The following is a 20,317-nucleotide window of genomic DNA, read 5'->3' as shown; positions in this document are numbered from 1 at the left end:
AGGATGTCCCCGTGACCCACGATGTGAACCCGCAGGCAGCGGACGACAACGAGCCGACCGACGCCGAGTCCCGGGTCGAGCCCTTCGACCCGGCGACGTTCCAGCCCGAGGCCGTGTCCGTCGAGGACTCGGAGCTCGCCGCGGAGGTTCTCGACTTCTGGGCGGCCACCCGCCAGTACGCGGGCATGTCGAGCGCGAGCATCGTGGTGGGCCCGACCGTCAGCGAGACGGTTCCGCCGCAGGCATGGTCGTTCGGGGACGAGCCGGAGCTCGCCCAGCGGCTGCTCGACGCGGTGCTGGCGGGGGACAAGACCGCGACGTCGTCGGCCCTGTGGGACTACGACGACGAGGGCGCCCCGCTGCCGGTCGTCGGCGAGCTGTCGATCCTCCTGGACGGCGGGAGCCACCCGCGGGCCCTGATCCGCACCACGAGTGTCGAGACCACCACGTTCGAAGAGGTCGACGAGGACTTCGCGGCAGCGGAGGGGGAGGACGACCGGACGCTCGAGTCGTGGCGCACCGGGCACGAGGCGTACTTCCGCCGCAACCTCCCGGAGGGCCGGGAGTTCGCGCAGGACATGCCGGTGGTGTGCGAGCGGTTCGAGCTGCTCTACCCGAAGCGCTGACCGGCCGGGGCTATGCCCCGCTCACGCGGGCGTGAGGATCAGCCAGGCGAAGCCGACCACGCCGCGGTACCCGTCCAGGTACTCCTCACGGCGGCGGTCGGCGAACGCGCGCGCACCGGGTGTGGCCAGCCGTTCGACGCCGGCCCGCCAGTCCGACTCGAAGTCGTCCCACTCGCCCTGCGTCGACGCGGCCGCGTGCAGCACCCGGAAACCGGCGTCGGTGGCCGTGCGGGCGAGGCCGGCCAGATCGGGAAGGTCCCCGAAGGCCTCGCGCACCGTGGCGTCCGGCTCGGTGTCGTAGATGCTGTCGGCGAACAGGAGCGTGCCGGACGGGTTCGTGAGCCGGTGCAGGGCCGCCAGAGCGGGAGCCGGGGAGTCGCCCCAGATGTGGCCCGCGCCGACGTTCAGCACGATGTCCGCCGGGCGGTCCCAGGTCGTCGCGTCGGCCGTGTGGAACGCCACCCGGTCAGCGAGCCCGAGCTCGGCGGCCCGACGGCGGGCGGCGTCGGCGTCGGCCGCGTGGTTGTCGACGCCGTCGCCGGCGATGCCGTGCTGGGCGCAGAGGCGGAGCAGCAGCTCGCCGCTGCCGCAGCCCAGGTCGAGTACGCGGGAGCTCGCGGCCGGCGGCTGGATCCGGTCGAGCAGGGCGGTGGCCCGCGCCTCACCCAGGGGCGAGTTGAACGTCAGCCCGGTGGCGGCGGCGTCGAAGTACGGGCGGAGGTCGTCATCGGCGGCGGTCATCCGGTGATTGTGCGGGTGGCTGGTGATCCCGGGCCAAGGCTTTTCGGCGGCTCCGCCTACGGTGGGTGCAGAGGCTCGAACCCACGGGCTTCCGGTCCCGACGTGAGGTGATGGCGATGACGCTGCGCTGGTACTCGATCGTGGTGGAGTCCACCGACCACAAGAAGCTGGCCCGCTGGTGGGCCGAGGCCCTGGGCTGGGAGGTCAGGTTCGAGCTGGACTCGGAGTCGGTGCTGGTGCCGCCCTGGGCCCTCGAGCTCTCGGAGAAGCTGGACTTCCACCAGGTGCCACCCGGCATGGTGTTCGTCCCGGTGGAGCACAAGAAGATCGGCAAGAACCGGCTGCACTGGGACTTCGCGCCGCACACGAGCGACGACCGGGACGCCGAGATCGCCCGGCTGGTCGAGCTGGGGGCGACCGTGATCGACGTCGGGCAGCCGGACGACGCGACCTGGACCGTCCTGACGGATCCGGACGGCAACGAGTTCTGCGTCCTGTCGGCCAGGGAGGTGTAGCCCGCTGGGGAGTGCCGGGCGCAGCGATGAGTTGGCAGGGCCGTCGTCGTCGGTCCTGTATGAAGACCAAGAATCTTGCACAGCTCTATGACCTCGCCCCGCTCGACTGGGCGCCGGTCGCGGCGAGCCTGGACGGGCTCACGCAGGCACCGGGAACCGGCGGGCCCGACCGGCACTCGCACTGGCTCACCACGCTCGACCCCGACGGGAGCCCGCACGTCACGGGGATCGGGGCGATCTGGTTCGACGGTGCGTACTGGGTGGTCTCCGGCCGCTCCGCGCGCAAGGGACGGAACCTGGAGCGGGACCCGCGCTGCTCCATCGCGGTGGCGACCGGTGACTACGACACGGTCGTGGACGGCCGTGCGGAGCTGGTCACCGACCCGGCCGCCGTCGCAAAGGTGGCCACGGTGCTCCGGGACGGCGGCTGGCCGTGCGAACCGGACGGCTCCGGCCTCGCGCTCACCGCTCCGTACAGCGCCCCGTCGGCAGGGCCCGCCCCGTGGCACGTGTACCGCGTGACGCCGACCAAGGCCACCGCGTTGCTCGTGCGCGACCCGGGCGGGGCGACGTCCTGGTCCTTCGACTGAGGTGGTCGATCGAACCCCCCGACGGAGCCGATCGTTGCGTCCATTCCGTGAGACCCGCGTCTCATCCGGCTGGTCGCGCGCGTAGGCTCCGGACATGGCACAGGTGGGCAGGACAGAGGGCATCGACCTCGCAGTGGTCGCAGGTGACGGCATCGGTACCGAGGTCGTGGAACAGGGCCTCGCGGTGCTCGAGGCGGCGCTGGCGCCGTCGGGCACCAAGCTCTCCACCACCGAGTTCGACCTGGGCGCTCGCCGTTGGCACGCGACCGGCGAGACCCTCACCGACGAGGACCTCGAGAAGATCAAGGGCCAGGACGCGATCCTGCTCGGCGCGATCGGCGACCCGTCGGTCCCGAGCGGTGTGCTGGAGCGCGGTCTGCTGCTCAAGCTGCGCTTCGCGCTGGACCACTACGTGAACCTGCGCCCGACCAAGCTGTACCAGGGCGTCACCAGCCCGCTGGCCGACCCGGGCGAGATCGACTTCGTCGTGGTCCGCGAGGGCACAGAGGGCCCGTACGTCGGCAACGGCGGCGCGCTGCGCGTCGGTACCCCGCACGAGATCGCCACCGAGGTGAGCGTCAACACCGCGTTCGGCGTCGAGCGCGTGGTCCGTGACGCCTTCACCCGGGCCAGCGCCCGCGAGCGCAAGCACCTCACGCTGGTGCACAAGCACAACGTGCTCGTCCACGCCGGCCACCTGTGGCGGCGCACGGTCGAGGCGGTGAACGCCGAGTTCCCCGACGTCACCACCGACTACGCGCACGTGGACGCCGCGACGATCTACCTCACGACCAACCCGAGCAGGTTCGACGTGATCGTGACGGACAACCTCTTCGGTGACATCCTCACCGACCAGGCCGCCGCGATCAGCGGCGGCATCGGCCTGGCGGCGTCGGCCAACATCAACCCCGACCGCACCGCACCGTCGATGTTCGAGCCGGTGCACGGCTCGGCCCCCGACATCGCGGGCCAGGGCAAGGCCGACCCGACGGCGACCATCCTCTCGGTCGCCCTCCTGCTGGACCACCTCGGCTTCGCGGCCGAGTCCGCTCGGGTCCACGACGCCGTCGCAGAGGACCTCGCGACGCGCGGTGACGCCGTACGCACCACCGACCAGGTAGGCCGCGATATTGCGGCCCGCGTGACCGAGTAGCCCGCTGTACGACGGCGGCGCCCGGGTCACGCAGACCGATCCCGGGCGCCGCCGTCGTACGTCGAAGGCCGTCCGGGGCAGGCGCCCGGCACGGAATGCTCCACCTGCCTTGCCGGGCGTGGAAGACTGACAACAGCATTCCGGTGAAAGGCATCGACATGACAACAACGACGGATCCCATCCTCCCGGCCCGGCTCGAAGACCTGGTCGCGCTCTTCGACGTGCGGCCCACCGACGTGCCGACGCCGGACGCCGAGCGCGCCGAGGCGCTCCGTGCTCCGAAGTTCGGGACGGTGTTCACGGACCACATGGCGCGGGTCTCCTGGACCAGCGCCGACGGCTGGAAGGACCGGCGGATCGAGAAGTACGGCCCGCTGCAGCTCGACCCCGCGACGGCAGTGCTGCACTACGCGCAGGAGATCTTCGAGGGCCTCAAGGCCTACAAGCACGCGGACGGCTCGATCTGGACGTTCCGTCCCGACCAGAACGCCGCGCGGTTCGCCCGCTCGGCGCACCGGCTGGCGCTGCCCGCGCTCAGCGTGGACGACTTCATCGGGTCGCTTGCCGCCCTCGTCCGCACGGACATCAGCTGGGTGCCCGACGGCGAGGACTCGTCCCTCTACCTGCGGCCCTTCATGTTCGCGTCGGAGGCGTTCCTCGGCGTGCGTCCCGCGCTCGAGGTCGAGTACCTGGTGATCGCCTCGCCGGTCGGCCCGTACTTCGCGGGCGGCGTGCGGCCGGTGTCCATCTACGTGTCGGAGCAGTACCACCGGGCAGGGCCGCCCGGAGGTACCGGCGACGCGAAGTTCGGCGGCAACTACGCCGCGAGCCTGCTGCCGCAGCTCCAGGCGCAGAAGGATGGCTTCGACCAGGTCTGCTTCCTCGACGCGGCCACCAGCACCTACCTCGAAGAGCTCGGCGGCATGAACGTGTTCCTCGTGATGGACGACGGGACGCTGCACACGCCGGAGCTCGGCTCGATCCTTGAGGGCATCACGCGCACCTCGGTGCTGCGGCTCGCAGCCGACCGCGGGTACGACGTGGTGGAGCGACGGATCCCGCTCGCGGAGGTCGCGTCCGGCCTGGAGTCCGGGAAGATCAAGGAGTTCTTCGCCTGCGGTACCGCCGCCGTCGTGACGCCGGTGGGGCGGCTTGCCGGGGCGACGTTCGACCACGAGATCAACGGTGGCGAGCCGGGTGAGCTGACGATGGCGATCCGTCAGGAGCTCACCGACATCCAGTACGGCCGCGCCGAGGACCGGCACGGCTGGATGCGCCGCCTGGCCTGACCCGTCCTGCCGCCGGACGACATCGGTCCGTTGCCCTGAGATCGGTCCATCGATGGACCGGTCTCAGGGCAACGGACCGATGTCGGCTGTGGGGGAGACCTCAGCCCCAGAGCCGGCCGATCGCGTCGCGGGCGACGAGGAACCCCACGATCCCGACGACCCACGCCGTGGTGCTCGCGGCGTTCTTCGTGAGCCACCTGTCCAGCCGCCCGAGCGGACGCTCCACGAGCCGCGCCGCGAACACCCGTGCCGCCAGCAGCACGAGGGCCGGCGCGATCATCACCAGGCAGTACCCGAGGACCCAGAGGCCCGACGTCGGCCAGTCGGGCCCCTGCGTACCGATCAGGCCGAGCGCGGCGAGGTAGGGGAGCATCGACGCGACCTCCACGAGGCCGGCCCCGATCGCCAGCAGCGCCAAGGCCGAACCGCTGCCCGACTCACTGCTGAGCACCCGCTCGCGCCACCGGCTCAGCCGACCTGGCCGGACCGGCTCCGCCGCGGTGTCACCCGCTGCCCCGGCCGCTCCCGGCGTCGGAGCCCCCGACGGCATGGCTGCCGCCGTCGGCTCGGTGCGCTTACGGCCACCGACGGGCTCCAGCTTGAAGCTCCACGCGAACAGCCCCACGCCGACCACGAGCTGCACGATCAGGAACGCGCGGTTGCTGGACAGGGTGCTGAGCGTGTCGCTCAGCGCACCGGCCCCCAGCAGGATCGCCAACCCGACCAGGGCATAGAACCCCGCGATCGATCCCAGGTAGAGCAGCATCCGCCCCACCCGGACGCGTCCGGGCGACATGAGTAGCCACACGGGGATGAGCAGGGTCCCGAAGCTTGTGGAGTCGATGAGCGCGAGCACGGCCAGGGCGCCGATCAGTGCGGCACCGGCGAGCTCGGCGGAGAGGAAGTCCATGCGACCAAGCCTGGTGCAGGCCTCGGCAGGGGACATCCGCCGAACCGCCGAATCCGGGTACATCTTTCGGATGACCCAGGCTGCGCCCCGCCGTGCTGAGATGGGGGCATGCTCCGTGCGCCCGACCTGTTCGCGTCTGTCTCGAAGGCCTACACGGCCGAGAACCGGCGCGGCGATGTCATCACGGCGGGCGTCCTGCTCCTGATCGCGCTGGCGCTCGACGCCCTGGGCCTCGTCAGGATCACCTGGGACGGACCGGCGAACATGCCCTCCTGGTGGTTCGCCGTGCCCGCCGTCGTCGGCAGCACCGCACTGATCTGGCGGCGGACGCGGCCGCTCGTGGCGCTCGCGGTCGCCACCGTCGCGCTCGGCGCCGACATCGCGCTCGGCGGGAGCGTCGGCCTGTTCGTGGTCGTGTGGGAGTCCCTGTACTCGGTCCACCTGCACGGCCGGCCGGTGGCACGGCGGATCACCGCCGTGGGCACCACCCTGGCCTCGCTCACGCTGATGATCGTCATCGGCGTGCTGAGCAATGATCTCCGCGCCGCCGTCCTCTCCGGACTCCAGCTCGCCACGCTCCTGGTCATGCCCATGTGGTGGGGCGGCAACGTGCGACAGGGCCGGGAGCTGACCGCGGCGGCATACGAACGGGGACGTCTCGAGCGGGAGCGCAGCCAAGCGCTCCTCCGTCTCGCCGAGGCGGCCAGGCACGACGCGGTCCGCGCCGAGCGCACCACCGTCGCCCGCGATCTGCACGACGTCGTCGCCTCGCACCTGTCCGCGATCACCATCACCTCGGGCGCTGCGCTGGCGGGCGCCGCGGAGGCGGAGCGCGACCGGGCGGCACTGCGCAGCATCCGCGCCGAGAGCCTGGCCTCGCTGCAGGACATGCAGGCCATGATCCGGGTGCTCTCCGCCGAGACCGGGCAGGGTGGGCGGGCACACGGCGAGGCGTCGGTGGACGGCGGGACGTCCTCCGGCACGGGCGGTCCGGATCTGTTGGCCGCGCCGCGCGTCGCTCAGCTGACCCCCGTGCTGGAGCAGGTGCGGCTCGCAGGTCTCGAGCTCCACGTGACCGATGCCGACGGCGTGCTGGCCGGCGACACGACCTTGCCCGCGGCCGTCGACCACGCGGTGTACCGGGTCGTGCGGGAGTCCCTCACGAACGTGCTCAAGCACGGTGGCGGCCGCGCGGAGCTTCGTGTCGCGGCGGGCGACTCCCTGGAGCTCGAGGTGTACGACGACGGTGTGCGTCCCGGCGACGCCCCGGACCAGGCCGATGTCGGTGGTGCCGGGCTCGGGCTCCTGTCGATGCGCGAGCGCGTCGAGTCCCTCGGCGGGACGTTCGAGGCGGGTCCCGAGCCCGGTCCCGGGTTGAGGCCCGGGACCGGAGCTGCGGCCGGCGGCTGGCGTGTGCGCGCGGCTCTGCCGCTGCCGGACCGCGCCGACATGGCCCCAGGACTGCCCGAACGTGTTCCGTCGGACGGCCGGGCGCCGGGGCTCCACGCATGATCCGCGTCCTGCTCGCCGACGACCACGCGGCGATCCGTGCCGGCCTGCGCATGCTCCTCGCGACGGCCGACGACATCGAGGTGATCGGCGAGGCCGGTGACGGCGCGGTGGCGGTCGCGAACGCGCGGGCGCTGCGCCCCGACGTCGTGCTCATGGACGTCCGCATGCCAGGGACCGACGGCGTGACCGCCACCCGGCAGATCGTCGAGGAAGGGCTGTCGGAGGTCCTGGTGCTGACGACGTTCGACCTGGACGAGTACGTGTTCGGTTCCCTGCGGGCCGGGGCGGCGGGGTTCCTCCTGAAGACCGCCGAGACGACGGCGCTGGTGGATGCCGTACGCCATGTCGCGGCCGGTGACGGCGTGGTGGCGCCGGAGGTCACCCGGCGGCTCATCGCGGAGCTGTCGGCGCCCCAAGAGCGGAACGGCGGCGGCACCCGCGCCGGCCCGGCACGGTCACTGCCCGCCGACCTGACGCCGAGGGAGCGCGACGTGCTCGCCGGCCTCGGCTGCGGCCTGTCGAACTCTCAGCTCGCCGCCGAGCTGATGATCAGCGAGGCCACCGCGAAGACCCATGTGTCGCGCGTGCTCGCCAAGCTCGGTGTGACGTCCCGCCTCCAGGCGGCGATCGCGGCGCGCGACGCGGGGCTCGCCTAGAAGGGTGGTTCGTCGAGGTCGGGCGGGACGGTCGGGCTGGTGGGTGTGGTGTCGGGTGTGGTGGTGGCGTACTGGCGTGGGAGCCGTTGGCCGGTCAGGGCGTGCAGGGTGAGGTCGTGGCTGGTGTCGGGGTCGATGTGGTCGAGGTCGATGTGGGTGTCCAGGACGGTGGGTGGTCGGGTGTGGGTGCGGCCGGTGGGGGTGGTCCAGGTCGTGACGCCGGTGAGGGGGTCGCGGACGATGCCCCAGCCGGCGTGGGTCTTGAGCAGGTGGTGCTTGCGGCACAGGGTGTGCAGGTTGTCGGCGTTGGTCTGTCCCCGATGATCGTCTCCGTTCCTGCTCCTGTTCTCGCCTCCCTGGTTGTTCTTGTCCTTGTGGTCGAAGGGTTGGATGTGGTCGAGGTCGCAGCGGCTCGCCGGTAGGTCGCAGCCCCACAGGAAGGTGCAGGTCCCGTCCCTGGCTTCGACCGCGGCCCGCAGCACCTTGCCAGGCTGATAGGTCGTGGTGGAGTAGTCGGTCAGGATCCCAGTGACCGGGTCGGTCAGCAGGCGTTGCCACGTGGCGTCGGTCGCGATGATGCGGGCGGTCTCGGCCGGGACGGGGCCGTATCCGTCCAGGTGTCCGGGCGCCTGGTCGAGGCCGAGCAGCGCGCTGGCGGGGATGGTGACTCGCACGACCGGGCGGGTCGGCACGATCCGCACAGGCCGCACGATCTCCTGCCCGGGTATGCGGCCACCACACGTGCACGCCCGGGTGTTCCCACCATCCGTTCCACCGCTGCTCCCGCTGCTCGTCCCGCCCTCGGCGTAGCCGGTCGAGGGGCCGTCTGCGGCGTTCTCGCGGGTCTCGGTAGCGAGCTCGGTCGAAGGCTCGGTAGACGGCTCGGTGGTGGTCCCGGGGACGGTGAAGCGGTCGGCGGGGAGGAGGCGGCCGGTGATGATTCCGGTCAGGGAGTCCGCGCGTAGCTGCCCGAGGGTGCGGTCCTCACCGGTGGCGTGGCGTAGCTGGTGGGCCATGTCGTCCACCACACCCCACACCGCAGCGGCGTCCGCCGCGGGCAGGTAGGCGGAGAGCCAGCCCATGTCGTTCTCCGCCCGGTCCAGCTGCACGCACCGACGTTGGGCCTCCGTCTTCGCGGTCTGCGCTGCGCCATGACGGGCCTTGGCGAACGCGAGCATCCGGGTCTGCAGCCACTTCCACGTGCGCCGGGGTGCCTGAGGAAGGAGCCGCTCGATCGCCTCGGTCCGCTCAGCCACGGTCAGCTGCGATGCCGAGCGCAGCAGGACCTGCGCCCTGCGCACGTCGATCCGCCCCGCGACCAGTGCAGCGATCACGCTCGGGTGCCGGGCACCGGACTCGGCCCGCACCACCACATCGACCGCTTCCGGCTCGGTGACCACCAGCTCGCCGGTGACCTGTCCGACCAGCGAGTTGTGCGCGAGGGCGTGCGACTCCCTCGTGGAGCGTTCGGCCACGACGCGAGCCTGGACACCCGCCATCCAGGACTGCATCCGCCCACAGGCGACCACCAGGTCACCCAGGGCGTCATCGGACAGCTCTGCCAACCGGTCGGGATCCAGCTCGGTCGCCCGGTCCACGGTCTCGGCAACCACACGAGCCAGCTGCGCACCCGGTGCCTCGGTCAGTGCTCGCCGCAGAGTCTCGACCGGCCACAGTGCGATCGGCACCGAGTCCGGCGGCCAGTCCGGCCCGACCGCGTCAGCCAGATCGTCCGGTGCCACACCGGGAGGCAACTGCCAACCGTCGTCCCGGAGCGGGTCGGCCAGGAGCCCGCCGGCGATGCCGTCGTCGTACATTCCCTCACCCATACTGGTGCACCTCCCTCACTCGACCGTTCAGTCAATAAGACCGGGCCAACGGCGTCAATCCGTCCGACGTTTGTTCGATTCCGACCCTACTCCGGGTCACTGGTGCGCGCCTGGTCTTCTGCCGCCCGCGTAAGAACGAGCGAACCCAGCCGTCGGCCGCTAGAACGTCGGCCTGCCCTGCGCCCAGTTCTGGAGCGACAACTGACGGAAAGCGATTGCCTCCGCACCTTGACTTCACCCGGGGGCAACCCGAGCATGGGAGCGTTCCCACAGGTGCACACGAGAAGGGCCTCGTCATGCAGAGAACTGCGCGCACCCTGGCCGGCATCGTCGCCGGCCTCGCACTCACGCTCGCCCCGGTCGCTCCGGCGGCCGGCGCCGGAACCACCAGCGGTCCCGAACCCGGAGGCATCGCCGCGCTCCGCGACCGGCACCAGGACCACAGCACGCACCACCACAAGGCCAGGCACGGCACGGCGAAGGTCGCGGACATCGCCGCCGACATGCAGCCCGGCTGGAACCTGGGCAACAGCTTCGACGCGACCGGCGCCGACGAGACGTCGTGGGGCAACCCGCGAGTGACCGAGGAGCTCCTGGACCAGGTCCGCGCCCAGGGGTTCAACAGCATCCGGATCCCCGTCACGTGGGGTCAGCACCAGGGCGGCGCGCCGGACCACGCCATCGACCAGGCCTACCTCGACCGGGTCGAGGAGGTGGTGGGCTGGGCGCTGGAGGACGGCTTCTACGTGCTGATCAACCTCCACCACGACTCCTGGCAGTGGGTCAACACGATGCCCACCGACCACGACGCGGTGCTCGACCGCTACACCGACACCTGGACCCAGATCGCCGACCGGTTCAGGGACTCCGGCGGCCGGCTGCTGTTCGAGAGCGTCAACGAGCCGCAGTTCACCGGCAGCTCTGGCGAGGCGGCGGACCTCGAGCTGCTGGCCGAGCTCAACGACGTGTTCCACGCCGTCGTGCGCGGCTCGGGCGGCGGGAACGCCACCCGGCCGCTCGTGCTCCCCACGCTGAACACCGGGTCCGAGCCGGCCAAGATCGACGCGCTGGCCACCCAGATCGCCGCCCTGGACGACCCGCACCTCATCGCGACGGTGCACTACTACGGGTTCTGGCCGTTCAGCGTGAACATCGCCGGGTACACCCGGTTCGACGCCGAGGTGCGGCAGGACGTCACGGACACGTTCGACCGGGTGCACGCGGCGTTCGTCGCCCGCGGCGTGCCGGTGCTCCTGGGGGAGTACGGGCTGCTCGGGTTCGACCGGCACACGGGGACCGTCGAGCAGGGCGAGAAGCTCAAGTTCTTCGAGTACCTCGGGTACGCGGCGCGCGAGCGTGGCATCACGACGATGCTCTGGGACAACGGGCAGCACCTCGACCGCACGGCCCACACCTGGCAGGACCCCGCGCTGTTCGAGCAGATCTCGTCGAGCTGGACCGAGCGCTCCGGGACGGCGTCGTCCGACCTGGTGTTCGTGCCAGCATCGGGCGCCGTCGGCGCACAGAACCTGACGCTCGAACCGAACGGGACCAGCGTCGAAGCGCTCCTGCACGACGGCGCGGAGCTGGCCGCAGGGGCCGACTACGCCCTCACCGGTGACGAGCTCACGCTGTCCGCCGCGCTGCTGGAGCGGCTCGCAGGTGACCGGACGCCGGGACCGGCCGGCGAGCTGGTGGTCCGGTTCTCCGGCGGGGTGCCCTGGACGGTCCGGGTGATCAACCAGGAGACGCCGGTGCTGCGAGACGCCTCTGGCACGACGGCGGCGTTCGCGATCCCGACGTCGTTCACGGGCGACCTGCTCGCGACGATGGAGGCGCGGTACGCGGACGGGTCCAACGCGGGGCCGCAGAGCTGGACGTCGTACAAGGAGTTCGACGTGACGTTCGCGCCGGACTACGCCGCCGGGGCCATCACGCTGACCCCGGAGTTCTTCGCCGAGGTGAACGACGGGACGGTCCACCTGACGTTCCACTTCTGGAGCGGGGAGACCGTGCGGTACACCCTCACGAAGACTGGAAGCACCCTGACAGGCGCCCCCGCCTGACCTTCCCCGAGCGTTGAGTGCTGGATGTTTGTTGGACTCTGCGGCAGAGCAACACATACCCAGCACTCAACGACCGGGGTGGGCGGTCAGGGCGTGCGGCGCACCACCGTGCGGCTCAGGGTTCCGGTGAGCAGGGAGTAGACCGCTGAGCCGATGACGATCCAGACGATCGCGGCGAGGATGGCCGGGATCAGCTCGAACTGGCCCGCGAAGGGCACCGCGGCGAGGATCACCGTGGCGAGGGCGACGACCCAGCCGAAGAACGACCGGGGCCGCGGCGTGCTCATCACGAGCAGGTAGAGCACGGCCGCCGCCGCGAGCGCGAAGAGCGCGCCCGCCACGACCCAGGCCAGCAGGTCGGAGCCGGTGCCGAACAGGTCGGCCTGCGCCTGGATCTCGAGGTTCAGGACCTCCTCGAGGATGAACTCGGCGGCCAGCCCGATCAGGGCTGCCACGAGGGTCGTCGCCAGCGCTCCGGCCCAGAACCGGCCTACCTCCAGGCCCAGGCGTGGGTTCTCGGTGCCGGACGTGACGGGCTGGACGGCCGCGCCGTCCGGCGTCTGCCCCACGGGTTGGGTCGGGGTGCCCGGGGTCTGGGCCGGCGGCGGGTAGGCCGGCGGCGGCTGTTCCCCGTAGTCGGCGTCATAGGGGCGGTTCGGGTCGCTCATCGCGGTACCTCCCGGTTGTGAGCCCTATGTCCACTCCACCACGTCTTCGTTGTGGGCGCGACCGTTGCGTCTACGTGCCCGCTTCAGGCGCTATGGTCACGCCCACGACGAAGGGTCAGCGGACGCCCTGCAGGTCCAGCACCAGGTTCTTGACGGCGGTGGCAGGGACCTGGCCGGTGTCGTCGTCGACCCAGGAGGCGACGGACGACGGCACCTCCGAGTCCGAGCACAGCACGAGCGGAGTGTCCGCCGACGAGTCGGGCAGGCGACCGTGCGTCCCGCGCACGTACGACGCGTCGAGCGGGGTGGTGCTCATCGCGTACCGCAGGCCCAGCTTCTTGCGCACCAGGTTCATGCCCGCCTTCGCCTTGGCGAGCGGGTCGGCGGGGTTGAAGAACAGCTCGGCGGGGTCGTAGCCCGGCTTGCGGTGGATGTCGACGCCTCGTGCGAACTCGGGCGCACGGTCGTCGTCGAGCCAGTAGTAGTACGTGAACCACGCACCCGGCTCGGCGACGACGACCAGCTCGCCCGCCCGCTCGTGGTCCAGGCCGTACTTTGCCTGCGCCTCGCGGTCGAGCACCTCGTCGACGCCGGGCACGCCGCGCAGCAGGTCCGCCACCCGGGTCACGTCCGACGGGTCGTCGACGTACACGTGCGCCACCTGGTGGTCGGCGACGGCGAACGCGCGAGACGTCCACGGGTCGAGCTGCTCGCGGCCGTCCTGGGTGTAGACCTCGAGATAGCCCTCGCGCCGCAGCAGCCGGTTGATGTCCACCGGCTGGTTCGCGGGCCCGATGCCGTACTCCGAGACCGCGACGACGGTGACGCCCGCCGCCTCCGCGTCGTCGAGCAGGGGCGTCAGCGCGACGTCGAGCTCTGCCGCGGCCCGGTCGGCCTCGGGCGAGTTCGGCCCGAAGCGCTGCAGGTCGTAGTCGAGGTGCGGCACGTACGCCGTCGTGAGCTGGGACTTCCGGGTGCGCAGCAGGTGCCGGGTCACGTTCACGATCCACTGGGTGGACGCGATCGAGGCGGTCGGGCCCCAGTACTGGAACAGCGGGAAGTCGCCGAACCGGCCCACCAGGTCGTCGTGCATGGCGGCCGGCCGGATGTACCCGTCCGGCGACTTGCGGCCGTCGGCGTGGTAGATCGGCCGGGGAGTGATCGTGAGGTCGGTGGTCATGCCCATCGCGTACCACCAGCACACGTTGTCGGCCTGGTACGCCGCGTCGCGCCGGCGAGCGGTCTCCCAGACCTTCTCGCCCGCGACGAGCTTGTTGTGCTGGCGCCAGAGGTAGACGTCGCCCAGCTCGCGGAAGTACCAGCCGTTCCCGACGATCCCGTGCTCCGCAGGCATCAGGCCCGTGAGCATCGTCGACTGCACGCTGCAGGTCACGGCGGGCAGCACGGTGGCGAGCTCGGACTGCCAGCCGCCGGCGGCGAGCCGGCGGAGGCGGGGCATCTGGGCGAGAGCACGGGCGGTGAGCCCGACGACGTCGAGCAGCAGGACAGGCCTCATGCGTCGACTCCTTCCGTGGTGGTGGCTGGGGCGGTGGTGGCGGAGGTGGAGCTGGTCGTGGCCGCAGGGCCGGTCAGCAGGTGCTTCCTGGCCCACCGCAGCTCCGCCGCGATCCCGGCGACCAGGCCGGCCTCACCCTGCACGCCGCCTCGCGGGCCCCCGTCCACACCGTCCGGCAGCACCGACCACGTGTACGTCTCGACGTCGAGGTGTGCCTCGGCGCCGTGCGGTGCGGCCCGGACCGCGGCGACGGCGTCGCGCAGCACCTCGGTCGTCGCCGCCAGCGGCGCAGCGGGCTCGTGGTGCAGCGGCACGTGGAAGTGCACGCGCCACGGCCCCTCGCCCGGCAGGCCAGGACGGCGGTCGGCGTCCCCGAGCGCGACCGGCAGGTCGTCCGAGGCCAGGACGTCGCCCGACGCCGTCAGCTCGCGCACCTGGTGCAGGTAGCGCTGCTCCACGAACCGGCCGACGGCGTCGCGGGCACCCGGTGCGGACAGGTCGGCGACCTCCAACGCGGCGGACGCCTGCACCTTGACGACACGCAGGCCGGCGTCCGTGATCCGGCGGACGGCGCCCGCAGGGTCGGCGAAGGAGACGGCAAGGTGGCAGGTGTCCAGGCAGACGCCGATGTACTCGGGGTCGATCCGCCGGTCGGCCGGCCACTCGGGTCCGGTGCGCGCGGCGAGCCACGAGACGACGTCCTCCACCGTGTCGAGCACGCAGCCCGGCTCGGGCTCGACGGCGATGCGCACGGTCCTGCCGGTGCGCTGCGCCAGCTCGCGCAGCTCGGCCGACAGGGTGGCGAAGGCCTTGGTCGCCTCGTCGTCGTCGGCGCGGGTCCAGGGCGCGCGCCACGCGAGGGGCAGGGTCGAGATCGACCCGGCCGCGCCGTCGGGCAGCAGGTCCGCCAGCACGCGGGCGCACGCCAGCACGTAGTCGAGGCGGGCCCGCTCGGCCCAGGTGGGGGAGTAGACGGCGAGCTTGACCACCTCGCGGTGGAAGCCGCCGTACGGGAAGGCGTTGAGCGTGTGCACCTGGAGCCGGTGCTCGGCGAGCGCCGCGCGCAGCCGTGCCCGGTCCTCCGCGGAGGCGTCCAGCCGGTGCGCCACCTCGGCGGGCAGCCACAGGCCGACGCCGAGCGTGTCGAGGCCTGCGGCCTCGCGCACCGGCCCGGAGTACCGGGCGAGCTGGTCGATCACGCCGTCGAGGTCCTCGGCGGGGTGCACGTTGGTGCAGTAGGAGAGCAGCATCCCGGTCCCCTCAGGCCCGCGCGCCGCGGAGCACGGACGAGCCCTCGAACTCGACGCCCGGGGTGGGCGGGGCGCCCTCGGTGAATCCAGGTACCGGGTCGAGCACGAGGTTGCCCGACTGCCCGTAGAACGCGACGGGGTTGCGCCACAGCACCTGGTCGACGTCGTCCTCGCTGAAGCCCGCCGCGAGCATCGCGTGCCCGGTCTTCGCGGTCTTGAGCGGGTCGGACCGGCCCCAGTCGGCGGCGGAGTTCACGATCATCCGCTCGGTCCCGTACTCCTGCAGGATCGCGACCATGCGGTCCTCGTCCATCTTGGTGTCGGGGTAGATCGAGAACCCTGCCCACGCCCCGGCGTCGCGCACGAGGGCGACGTTGGTCTCGTTGAGGTGGTCCACCAGGACCCGCTCGGGCGGCAGGCCGGACTCGACCACGACGTCGAGGGTCCTGCGCGTCCCGGCGAGCTTGTCGCGGTGCGGGGTGTGCACGAGGACGGGGAGCTCGGCCTCGCGGGCCATCTGCAGCTGGGTGGCGAAGACCTCGTCCTCCTCGGGCGTCATCGAGTCGTAGCCGACCTCACCGACGGCCACCACGCCGTCCTTGAGGAGGTAGCGCGGGATCTCGGCGAGCACCTCGCGGCAGCGCGGGTCGTTCGCCTCCTTGGGGTTGAGCGCGATGGTCGCGTGGTGCCGGATGCCGAACTGCGCGGCCCGGAACCGCTCCCAGCCGAGCAGGGAGTCGAAGTAGTCGGTGAACGAGCCCACGCCGGTGCGGGGCTGGCCCAGCCAGAACGCGGGCTCGACGACGACGCGCACCCCCGAGGCGTACATCGCCTCGTAGTCGTCGGTGGTGCGGCTGGTCATGTGGATGTGCGGGTCGAGGATGCGCATCGTCACTCCTTCGTGCGGCTGAGCGGGGTGCTGCTGAGCGGGGGACTCGTGAGCCGGTCAAGATCGGGGGGCACCGGGCGTCCGGCCGCCTGGCGCTCGGCCGCGAAGTCGCGCGCCATGCGGTCGAGCTCGTCGTCGGTCCGGGCCTCGAGGCCGCTCGCGGCGTCCAGGCTCACACCCTGGAAGACGAGCTTGAGGATCGCGTGCCGCCACGTGTGCTGGTCGAGGTGCCGGGCACCGAACGGGCCGACGGCGGCCGCGACGAGGCTCGGCTCGTTCGCGCGCAGCGCGTCGGCGGCGAGATCGAGGCCCGCGGTGACGAGCGGGGCAGTGGCGGTGTCGGAGCCGGTACCGGCGGGGCCGAGGTCGCCCCGGTCCGTCAGCGCGTCCAGGCCACGCAGCACCCCGCGCCGCTCGGCCGCGTCGCCCTGGCGGTAGAGGGACTCCAGGCGCCCCGCGAGGTCCTGGCCGGTGCCGACGGCGTCGGCGAGCGCGACGACCAGAGCTGCCCTGGCGGCGTCGTCGACCGTGCCGTGGACGACGCCGGCCGGGTCGACGTCGGGCCGCCGTGGCGCGCGGCCCACCCGGCGGGCGGCGAACGCGAAGGCCCGGGTGATGCTGTCCGGGTCGCGGGCGATCTCGGCGCGGGCCTCCGTGAGCCAGCCCGATCCGGGCTGGTCGCCCGCGCCGACGGTGGCGTCGTCGTTGCTGTCAGTGTTCAAGAGCTAGTCCTTTCGCCGGTCGGCGCTCCGATGACGGCGGCCCACGCCCGCAGCAGAGCGGTGCGGCTGTCGAGGGCGAGCCGGGGTGCGTCGTGGGAGTGGCGGGGGAGCTCGACGGCGGCGACCCCCGTGTAGCCGACGTCGGCGAGCGTGGCGAGCACCATCGGGAGGTCGATGCTGCCCTCGCCGAACGGCCGGTGCTCGTGGTGCGTGCGGGGCATGTCGTCGAGCTGGACGTTGCTCAGGTAGGGCGCGGCGGCGCGGAGCGCCCCCTCGATCCCTTCGGGTTCGACGACCAGGCAGTGCCCGACGTCGACGGTGATCCCCAGCTCTGGCGGCATGCCGAGGTCGTCGAGGAGCCGCAGGGCGTCGTCGACCGTCTCGACCAGCATGCCCGGCTCGGGCTCGATCGCGAGCCGCACGCCGCGCTCACCGGCGTACTCGACCAGGGCCGGGAGCCGGTCGCGCAGCCTGGCCCAGCCGTCGGCGGGAACGGCGTCCGGCGGCAGGATCCCCGAGAAGAACGAGACGCAGCGCGCGTCGAGGTCGACGGCGATCTCGATGGCCCGCTCGAGGAAGCGCATGCGCAGGGCGGCGTCCCGGTCGACGAGTGTCGGCCGGTGCTTGTGCAGCGGGTCCAGCAGGTACCGGGTGCCGGTCTCCACCACCACTGCGGCGCCCGTGCCCCCGCGCATCCGCCGGAGGTGGTCGCGCAGCGCGGTGACGTCGTCGCCGGCGAGGGGCGCGAACGGGTCCAGGTGCGGGAACCCGAGGGTGAGCGCGACGGCGTCGTACCCGACGTCGTCGAGCACGTCGAGCGCCGTGTGCAGGGGGTGGTCACCGAAGCCGTTGGTGCCGTAGCCCAGCAGGAACGGCGGCCTCACGTGATGCTCACCCCCGCCCGGCCGCGAGCGCGGCCCAGCATGCGCAACCCGTAGCCGACGGCGGCGACGCCGGCCAGGAGCGCAGTGGTCCCGAGGCTTCCCGAGCGTGCCGCCCAGGTCGCCTGGAGCGGCACCATGGCCTGGATCCCGGATCTCGTGGCGGTGCGGGCGTTCGCCGCCGTCGGGCGGGCCGCCGCGCGGACCTGCGCGGGCAGGCAGGCGGCGGCGTAGGCGCCAGCGGCCGCGACGGTGGTCCAGCGGGCGACGGTCCGGTAGCTGCCCGCGCCCGCAGCACCGGCGACGGAGGGAGCCGTGGCCGCCGCGGCTATCGCGCCCGCGACCGTTCCGGCGGCGACACCGCCCGCGACCTGCGTCGTCGTGCCGTGCACCTCGCCGCGGGAGAGCACGGTGACGCCGAGCGTGTGGGCGGCGAGGCCGGCGGCGGCGGGCAGAGCGGACCGCAGGTGCCCTGGCGTGGCACCGAGCAGCACGTCCAGCCCGCGGCACGCGGCCATGACGACCGGTCCGGTCGGATGGTCCTTGGCGACCAGGTCGTAGGTCCACACACAGGCGGCGAGCGGTACGGCTACCGCCAGCGCCCGTCGTCCGCCGGCGATGCCCGCAGCCGCAACGCCCCCGGCGGTCAGGGCGGCACCGACCGCGAGCGCACCGCGTGGTGTCACCCGGCCGGACGGGATGGGCCGTTCGGGACGCTCGGTGGCGTCGAGGTGCCGGTCGGCGTAGTCGTTCAGGGCCATGCCGCCGAGGTAGAGGCAGGCCGAGGCGACCGGCAGCAGGGCGTGGCGGCCGCGGAGCGGCGTCGGTGTGCCGGCCCGCGCGGCGGCCAGGCCGGCGAGGGAGTCGCCGATGACGCTCAGGGCGGCGGGTGCGCGGACGAGCTCTGCGAGGTCGCCGAGGCTCGGTGCCGAGGTGCGTGCCGGGTGCCGGGTCCTTGTCTGCGGCTCGGTGGACGACGGCTCCCGCAGCGGGGGGTCGAACCGAGGCCTGAACCGGGGTTGATCGGGCAGCGAGGTCATGGCTCGACCTGCGCCGAGGCGCTGCGGACCCATTCCTCGAGCGCGCGGGCCTGGTCCGCGGCGTCGTGCACGTCGGAGCCCCACGGGTCCTTGAAGAAGAAGCCCAGCTCGGGGACCGGTCCGCTGATCCCAGCGGCGTGGGCGAGCGCGAGCAGGCGGGCCAGGTCGAGGACGAGCGGCGCGGCGAGCATCGAGTCGTGCGCGCTCCAGGTGGTCTGGAGGGTGAGCCGCGAGCCGAGGAACCCCTCGACGTGCACGTGGTCCCAGGCGACCTTGATGTCGCCGAGGTCGGGCACGTTGTCGATGTGCAGTGGCGTGGTGTCGCTGCCGGTGAGCGCGGTCAGCCCGCGGGACTTGGTGGCGAGCTTGCTGCGCACCGCGTCGGGGTCGGCAAGGGTGGCGCCGTCACCGCCGCCCAGCAGGTTGGTGCCCGACCAGGACAGCACCTTCAGGTTGCGGGCGGCGAACGCGGGCGCCAGCACCGTGCGGAGCCAGGTCTGCCCGGTCTTGCCGTCCTGTCCGGCGACGGGGATGCCGCGCTCGCCGGCGAGCCTGGTCAGGGCGGGCAGGCTCATGCCTGCCGACGGCGTGAAGGCGGCGTACGCGGCTCCGGCAAGGATCGCCGCGTACGCCGAGACGGAGGACGGCGGGAGTACTGCCCGGGTGGGGTCGGCCACGGCGGCGAGCAGGGCCTCGGGGTCGTCGTGCTCCGGCACGGGGACCACCGGCGCCTCGGTGGAGGAGAGGTCGACCATCACGACGCGGGCCAGCGAGTGCCGTTCGCGGAAGGAGGTGATGTCGGCGGCGAGCCGCTCCGCGACGTCCTGCTGGGAGGTGCCGTCCGGGCCACCGTGCGGGTCGTAGCCGGGCCGCACCTCTGCGTCGGCGCGTTCGAGCGCGTCGTGGGCGGCCGCGAACAGCAGCGGCGGGACCATTCCGGTCTCGACCAGGCACTCGGCACGCTTGGTCATGGTGACGGACGAGATGTCGTGCCCGCCCACCACGAGGTCAGCGAACCCTGGCAGGCCCGCAGAGGTGAACGGCTCTCGTGCGGTGACACAGCCCGTCGGCGGTGACTGTCCCTCGGCAATGGCAGCTAGGCCTAGTGTTGCGGTACTGGCCACGGAGCCACGGGCTCCGACGAACCAGATTCCCGTGCGTTCGGCGGCATGGTGGCGTGCAGTGGCGTCGTACATCATCGCTCCCCGGATCGACGTCGTCGTCCCAAGCAACCTATCCGGACTTATGCCGATAAGCAAACAAAAGTTCAAAGATCATCGGGAGAAGCGAGATCGTCGCCATCCGGCCGGAGTTTCTCCGCTCCCGGTGCTCTGACGGCGGAGAAACTCAAGTCGCCGGACGGCCGAGGGTGCCGCCCAGATCTGGACACCACTACCGTGTCCCGCCCTGCTGTGGCACGATGACCGGCATGACGACCCCGCGCTCCACCCTGCGACAGGTGAT

Annotated in this window: 19 protein-coding genes; 8 read left to right on the top strand and 11 right to left on the bottom strand. The window is 72.3% G+C overall.

The window, feature by feature from the left end; translation table 11 throughout:
• The first annotated feature begins 11 nt into the window (after window positions 1-11).
• Window positions 12-626 (top strand): ASCH domain-containing protein, encoded by a 615-nt coding sequence (locus tag ACFS27_RS05690; RefSeq protein WP_377180870.1) that lies wholly within the window; start codon window positions 12-14, stop codon window positions 624-626.
• A gap of 21 nt (window positions 627-647) precedes the next feature.
• Here the strand turns inward: ACFS27_RS05690 and ACFS27_RS05685 are convergent, their stop codons facing one another.
• On the bottom strand, window positions 648-1,367 hold the full coding sequence (locus tag ACFS27_RS05685) for an SAM-dependent methyltransferase (protein ID WP_377180869.1): 720 nt from the start codon (window positions 1,365-1,367) through the stop codon (window positions 648-650).
• A 116-nt stretch (window positions 1,368-1,483) separates the two neighbouring features.
• On the opposite strand from ACFS27_RS05685, the gene ACFS27_RS05680 reads away from it, so the two are divergent.
• From ACFS27_RS05680 to ACFS27_RS05665, 4 genes are all read left to right on the top strand, one after another.
• Entirely contained in the window at window positions 1,484-1,882 is a 399-nt protein-coding gene (locus ACFS27_RS05680) for a VOC family protein (RefSeq protein ID WP_377180868.1), read from the top strand.
• Window positions 1,883-1,941: 59 nt separating this feature from the next.
• Window positions 1,942-2,472, top strand: coding sequence for a pyridoxamine 5'-phosphate oxidase family protein (locus tag ACFS27_RS05675; protein ID WP_377180867.1), 531 nt, complete (start codon window positions 1,942-1,944; stop codon window positions 2,470-2,472).
• 94 nt (window positions 2,473-2,566) lie between these two features.
• On the top strand, window positions 2,567-3,625 hold the full coding sequence (locus tag ACFS27_RS05670; protein WP_377180866.1) for a 3-isopropylmalate dehydrogenase: 1,059 nt from the start codon (window positions 2,567-2,569) through the stop codon (window positions 3,623-3,625).
• Window positions 3,626-3,783: 158 nt separating this feature from the next.
• On the top strand, window positions 3,784-4,914 hold the full coding sequence (locus ACFS27_RS05665; RefSeq protein WP_377180865.1) for a branched-chain amino acid aminotransferase: 1,131 nt from the start codon (window positions 3,784-3,786) through the stop codon (window positions 4,912-4,914).
• A gap of 100 nt (window positions 4,915-5,014) precedes the next feature.
• Here the strand turns inward: ACFS27_RS05665 and ACFS27_RS05660 are convergent, their stop codons facing one another.
• Window positions 5,015-5,824, bottom strand: a complete 810-nt coding sequence (locus ACFS27_RS05660) for a GAP family protein (protein ID WP_377180864.1) — start codon at window positions 5,822-5,824, stop codon at window positions 5,015-5,017.
• A gap of 108 nt (window positions 5,825-5,932) precedes the next feature.
• Between ACFS27_RS05660 and ACFS27_RS05655 the strand changes: the two genes are divergently transcribed.
• Together ACFS27_RS05655 and ACFS27_RS05650 are read left to right on the top strand one after the other, a co-directional pair.
• Window positions 5,933-7,336, top strand: a complete 1,404-nt coding sequence (locus ACFS27_RS05655; RefSeq protein ID WP_377180863.1) for a sensor histidine kinase — start codon at window positions 5,933-5,935, stop codon at window positions 7,334-7,336.
• Complete coding sequence (locus ACFS27_RS05650) at window positions 7,333-7,992, top strand: response regulator (RefSeq protein WP_377180862.1); 660 nt, start codon at window positions 7,333-7,335, stop codon at window positions 7,990-7,992. The genes ACFS27_RS05655 and ACFS27_RS05650 overlap by 4 nt, the downstream gene beginning before the upstream one ends.
• Here the strand turns inward: ACFS27_RS05650 and ACFS27_RS05645 are convergent.
• Complete coding sequence (locus ACFS27_RS05645) at window positions 7,989-9,821, bottom strand: HNH endonuclease signature motif containing protein (protein ID WP_377180861.1); 1,833 nt, start codon at window positions 9,819-9,821, stop codon at window positions 7,989-7,991. The two genes, ACFS27_RS05650 and ACFS27_RS05645, sit on opposite strands and share 4 nt — an antisense overlap.
• Window positions 9,822-10,117: 296 nt before the next feature.
• On the opposite strand from ACFS27_RS05645, the gene ACFS27_RS05640 reads away from it, so the two are divergent.
• Window positions 10,118-11,887 carry a cellulase family glycosylhydrolase gene (locus tag ACFS27_RS05640; RefSeq protein ID WP_377180860.1) on the top strand — a complete coding sequence of 590 codons (1,770 nt, stop codon included), beginning with the start codon at window positions 10,118-10,120 and terminating at the stop codon, window positions 11,885-11,887.
• 86 nt (window positions 11,888-11,973) lie between these two features.
• On the opposite strand, the gene ACFS27_RS05635 is transcribed toward ACFS27_RS05640, so the two are convergent.
• The 8 genes from ACFS27_RS05635 to ACFS27_RS05600 all read right to left on the bottom strand — a co-directional run bounded on the left by ACFS27_RS05635 (window position 11,974) and on the right by ACFS27_RS05600 (window position 20,049).
• Window positions 11,974-12,555, bottom strand: a complete 582-nt coding sequence (locus ACFS27_RS05635; protein WP_377180859.1) for a hypothetical protein — start codon at window positions 12,553-12,555, stop codon at window positions 11,974-11,976.
• Window positions 12,556-12,670: 115 nt separating this feature from the next.
• Complete coding sequence (locus ACFS27_RS05630) at window positions 12,671-14,071, bottom strand: alkaline phosphatase family protein (RefSeq protein WP_377180858.1); 1,401 nt, start codon at window positions 14,069-14,071, stop codon at window positions 12,671-12,673.
• On the bottom strand, window positions 14,068-15,321 hold the full coding sequence (eboE, locus tag ACFS27_RS05625) for a metabolite traffic protein EboE (protein ID WP_377180857.1): 1,254 nt from the start codon (window positions 15,319-15,321) through the stop codon (window positions 14,068-14,070). The genes ACFS27_RS05630 and eboE overlap by 4 nt, the downstream gene beginning before the upstream one ends.
• 10 nt (window positions 15,322-15,331) lie before the next feature.
• Window positions 15,332-16,210 (bottom strand): TatD family hydrolase, encoded by an 879-nt coding sequence (locus ACFS27_RS05620; RefSeq protein ID WP_377180856.1) that lies wholly within the window; start codon window positions 16,208-16,210, stop codon window positions 15,332-15,334.
• 2 nt (window positions 16,211-16,212) lie between these two features.
• Window positions 16,213-16,932 (bottom strand): EboA domain-containing protein, encoded by a 720-nt coding sequence (locus ACFS27_RS05615; protein ID WP_377180855.1) that lies wholly within the window; start codon window positions 16,930-16,932, stop codon window positions 16,213-16,215.
• Window positions 16,929-17,816, bottom strand: a complete 888-nt coding sequence (locus tag ACFS27_RS05610; RefSeq protein ID WP_377180854.1) for a sugar phosphate isomerase/epimerase family protein — start codon at window positions 17,814-17,816, stop codon at window positions 16,929-16,931. Before ACFS27_RS05610 ends, ACFS27_RS05615 begins: the two co-directional genes overlap by 4 nt.
• Complete coding sequence (locus tag ACFS27_RS05605) at window positions 17,813-18,853, bottom strand: SCO3242 family prenyltransferase (protein WP_377180853.1); 1,041 nt, start codon at window positions 18,851-18,853, stop codon at window positions 17,813-17,815. The genes ACFS27_RS05610 and ACFS27_RS05605 overlap by 4 nt, the downstream gene beginning before the upstream one ends.
• On the bottom strand, window positions 18,850-20,049 hold the full coding sequence (locus tag ACFS27_RS05600) for an inositol-3-phosphate synthase (RefSeq protein WP_377180852.1): 1,200 nt from the start codon (window positions 20,047-20,049) through the stop codon (window positions 18,850-18,852). The genes ACFS27_RS05605 and ACFS27_RS05600 overlap by 4 nt, the downstream gene beginning before the upstream one ends.
• Window positions 20,050-20,317 lie beyond the last annotated feature (268 nt).

Origin of the sequence: Promicromonospora vindobonensis (genome assembly GCF_042685865.1) — a bacterium.
GTDB classification, from domain to species: Bacteria; Actinomycetota; Actinomycetes; order Actinomycetales; family Cellulomonadaceae; genus Promicromonospora; species Promicromonospora vindobonensis.
The sequence above is the reverse complement of the archived record's forward strand: the minus strand, read 5'-3'. Positions and strand labels throughout refer to the sequence as shown.

Coding starts and splice junctions, on each gene's coding strand:
- ACFS27_RS05685 (WP_377180869.1), bottom strand. CDS start 1,367: ATGACCGCCGCCGATGACGACCTCCGCCCGTACTTCGACGCCGCCGCC.
- ACFS27_RS05680 (WP_377180868.1), top strand. CDS start 1,484: ATGACGCTGCGCTGGTACTCGATCGTGGTGGAGTCCACCGACCACAAG.
- ACFS27_RS05675 (WP_377180867.1), top strand. CDS start 1,942: ATGAAGACCAAGAATCTTGCACAGCTCTATGACCTCGCCCCGCTCGAC.
- ACFS27_RS05670 (WP_377180866.1), top strand. CDS start 2,567: ATGGCACAGGTGGGCAGGACAGAGGGCATCGACCTCGCAGTGGTCGCA.
- ACFS27_RS05665 (WP_377180865.1), top strand. CDS start 3,784: ATGACAACAACGACGGATCCCATCCTCCCGGCCCGGCTCGAAGACCTG.
- ACFS27_RS05660 (WP_377180864.1), bottom strand. CDS start 5,824: ATGGACTTCCTCTCCGCCGAGCTCGCCGGTGCCGCACTGATCGGCGCC.
- ACFS27_RS05655 (WP_377180863.1), top strand. CDS start 5,933: ATGCTCCGTGCGCCCGACCTGTTCGCGTCTGTCTCGAAGGCCTACACG.
- ACFS27_RS05650 (WP_377180862.1), top strand. CDS start 7,333: ATGATCCGCGTCCTGCTCGCCGACGACCACGCGGCGATCCGTGCCGGC.
- ACFS27_RS05645 (WP_377180861.1), bottom strand. CDS start 9,821: ATGGGTGAGGGAATGTACGACGACGGCATCGCCGGCGGGCTCCTGGCC.
- ACFS27_RS05640 (WP_377180860.1), top strand. CDS start 10,118: ATGCAGAGAACTGCGCGCACCCTGGCCGGCATCGTCGCCGGCCTCGCA.
- ACFS27_RS05635 (WP_377180859.1), bottom strand. CDS start 12,555: ATGAGCGACCCGAACCGCCCCTATGACGCCGACTACGGGGAACAGCCG.
- ACFS27_RS05630 (WP_377180858.1), bottom strand. CDS start 14,071: ATGAGGCCTGTCCTGCTGCTCGACGTCGTCGGGCTCACCGCCCGTGCT.
- eboE (WP_377180857.1), bottom strand. CDS start 15,321: ATGCTGCTCTCCTACTGCACCAACGTGCACCCCGCCGAGGACCTCGAC.
- ACFS27_RS05620 (WP_377180856.1), bottom strand. CDS start 16,210: ATGCGCATCCTCGACCCGCACATCCACATGACCAGCCGCACCACCGAC.
- ACFS27_RS05605 (WP_377180853.1), bottom strand. CDS start 18,853: ATGACCTCGCTGCCCGATCAACCCCGGTTCAGGCCTCGGTTCGACCCC.
- ACFS27_RS05600 (WP_377180852.1), bottom strand. CDS start 20,049: ATGTACGACGCCACTGCACGCCACCATGCCGCCGAACGCACGGGAATC.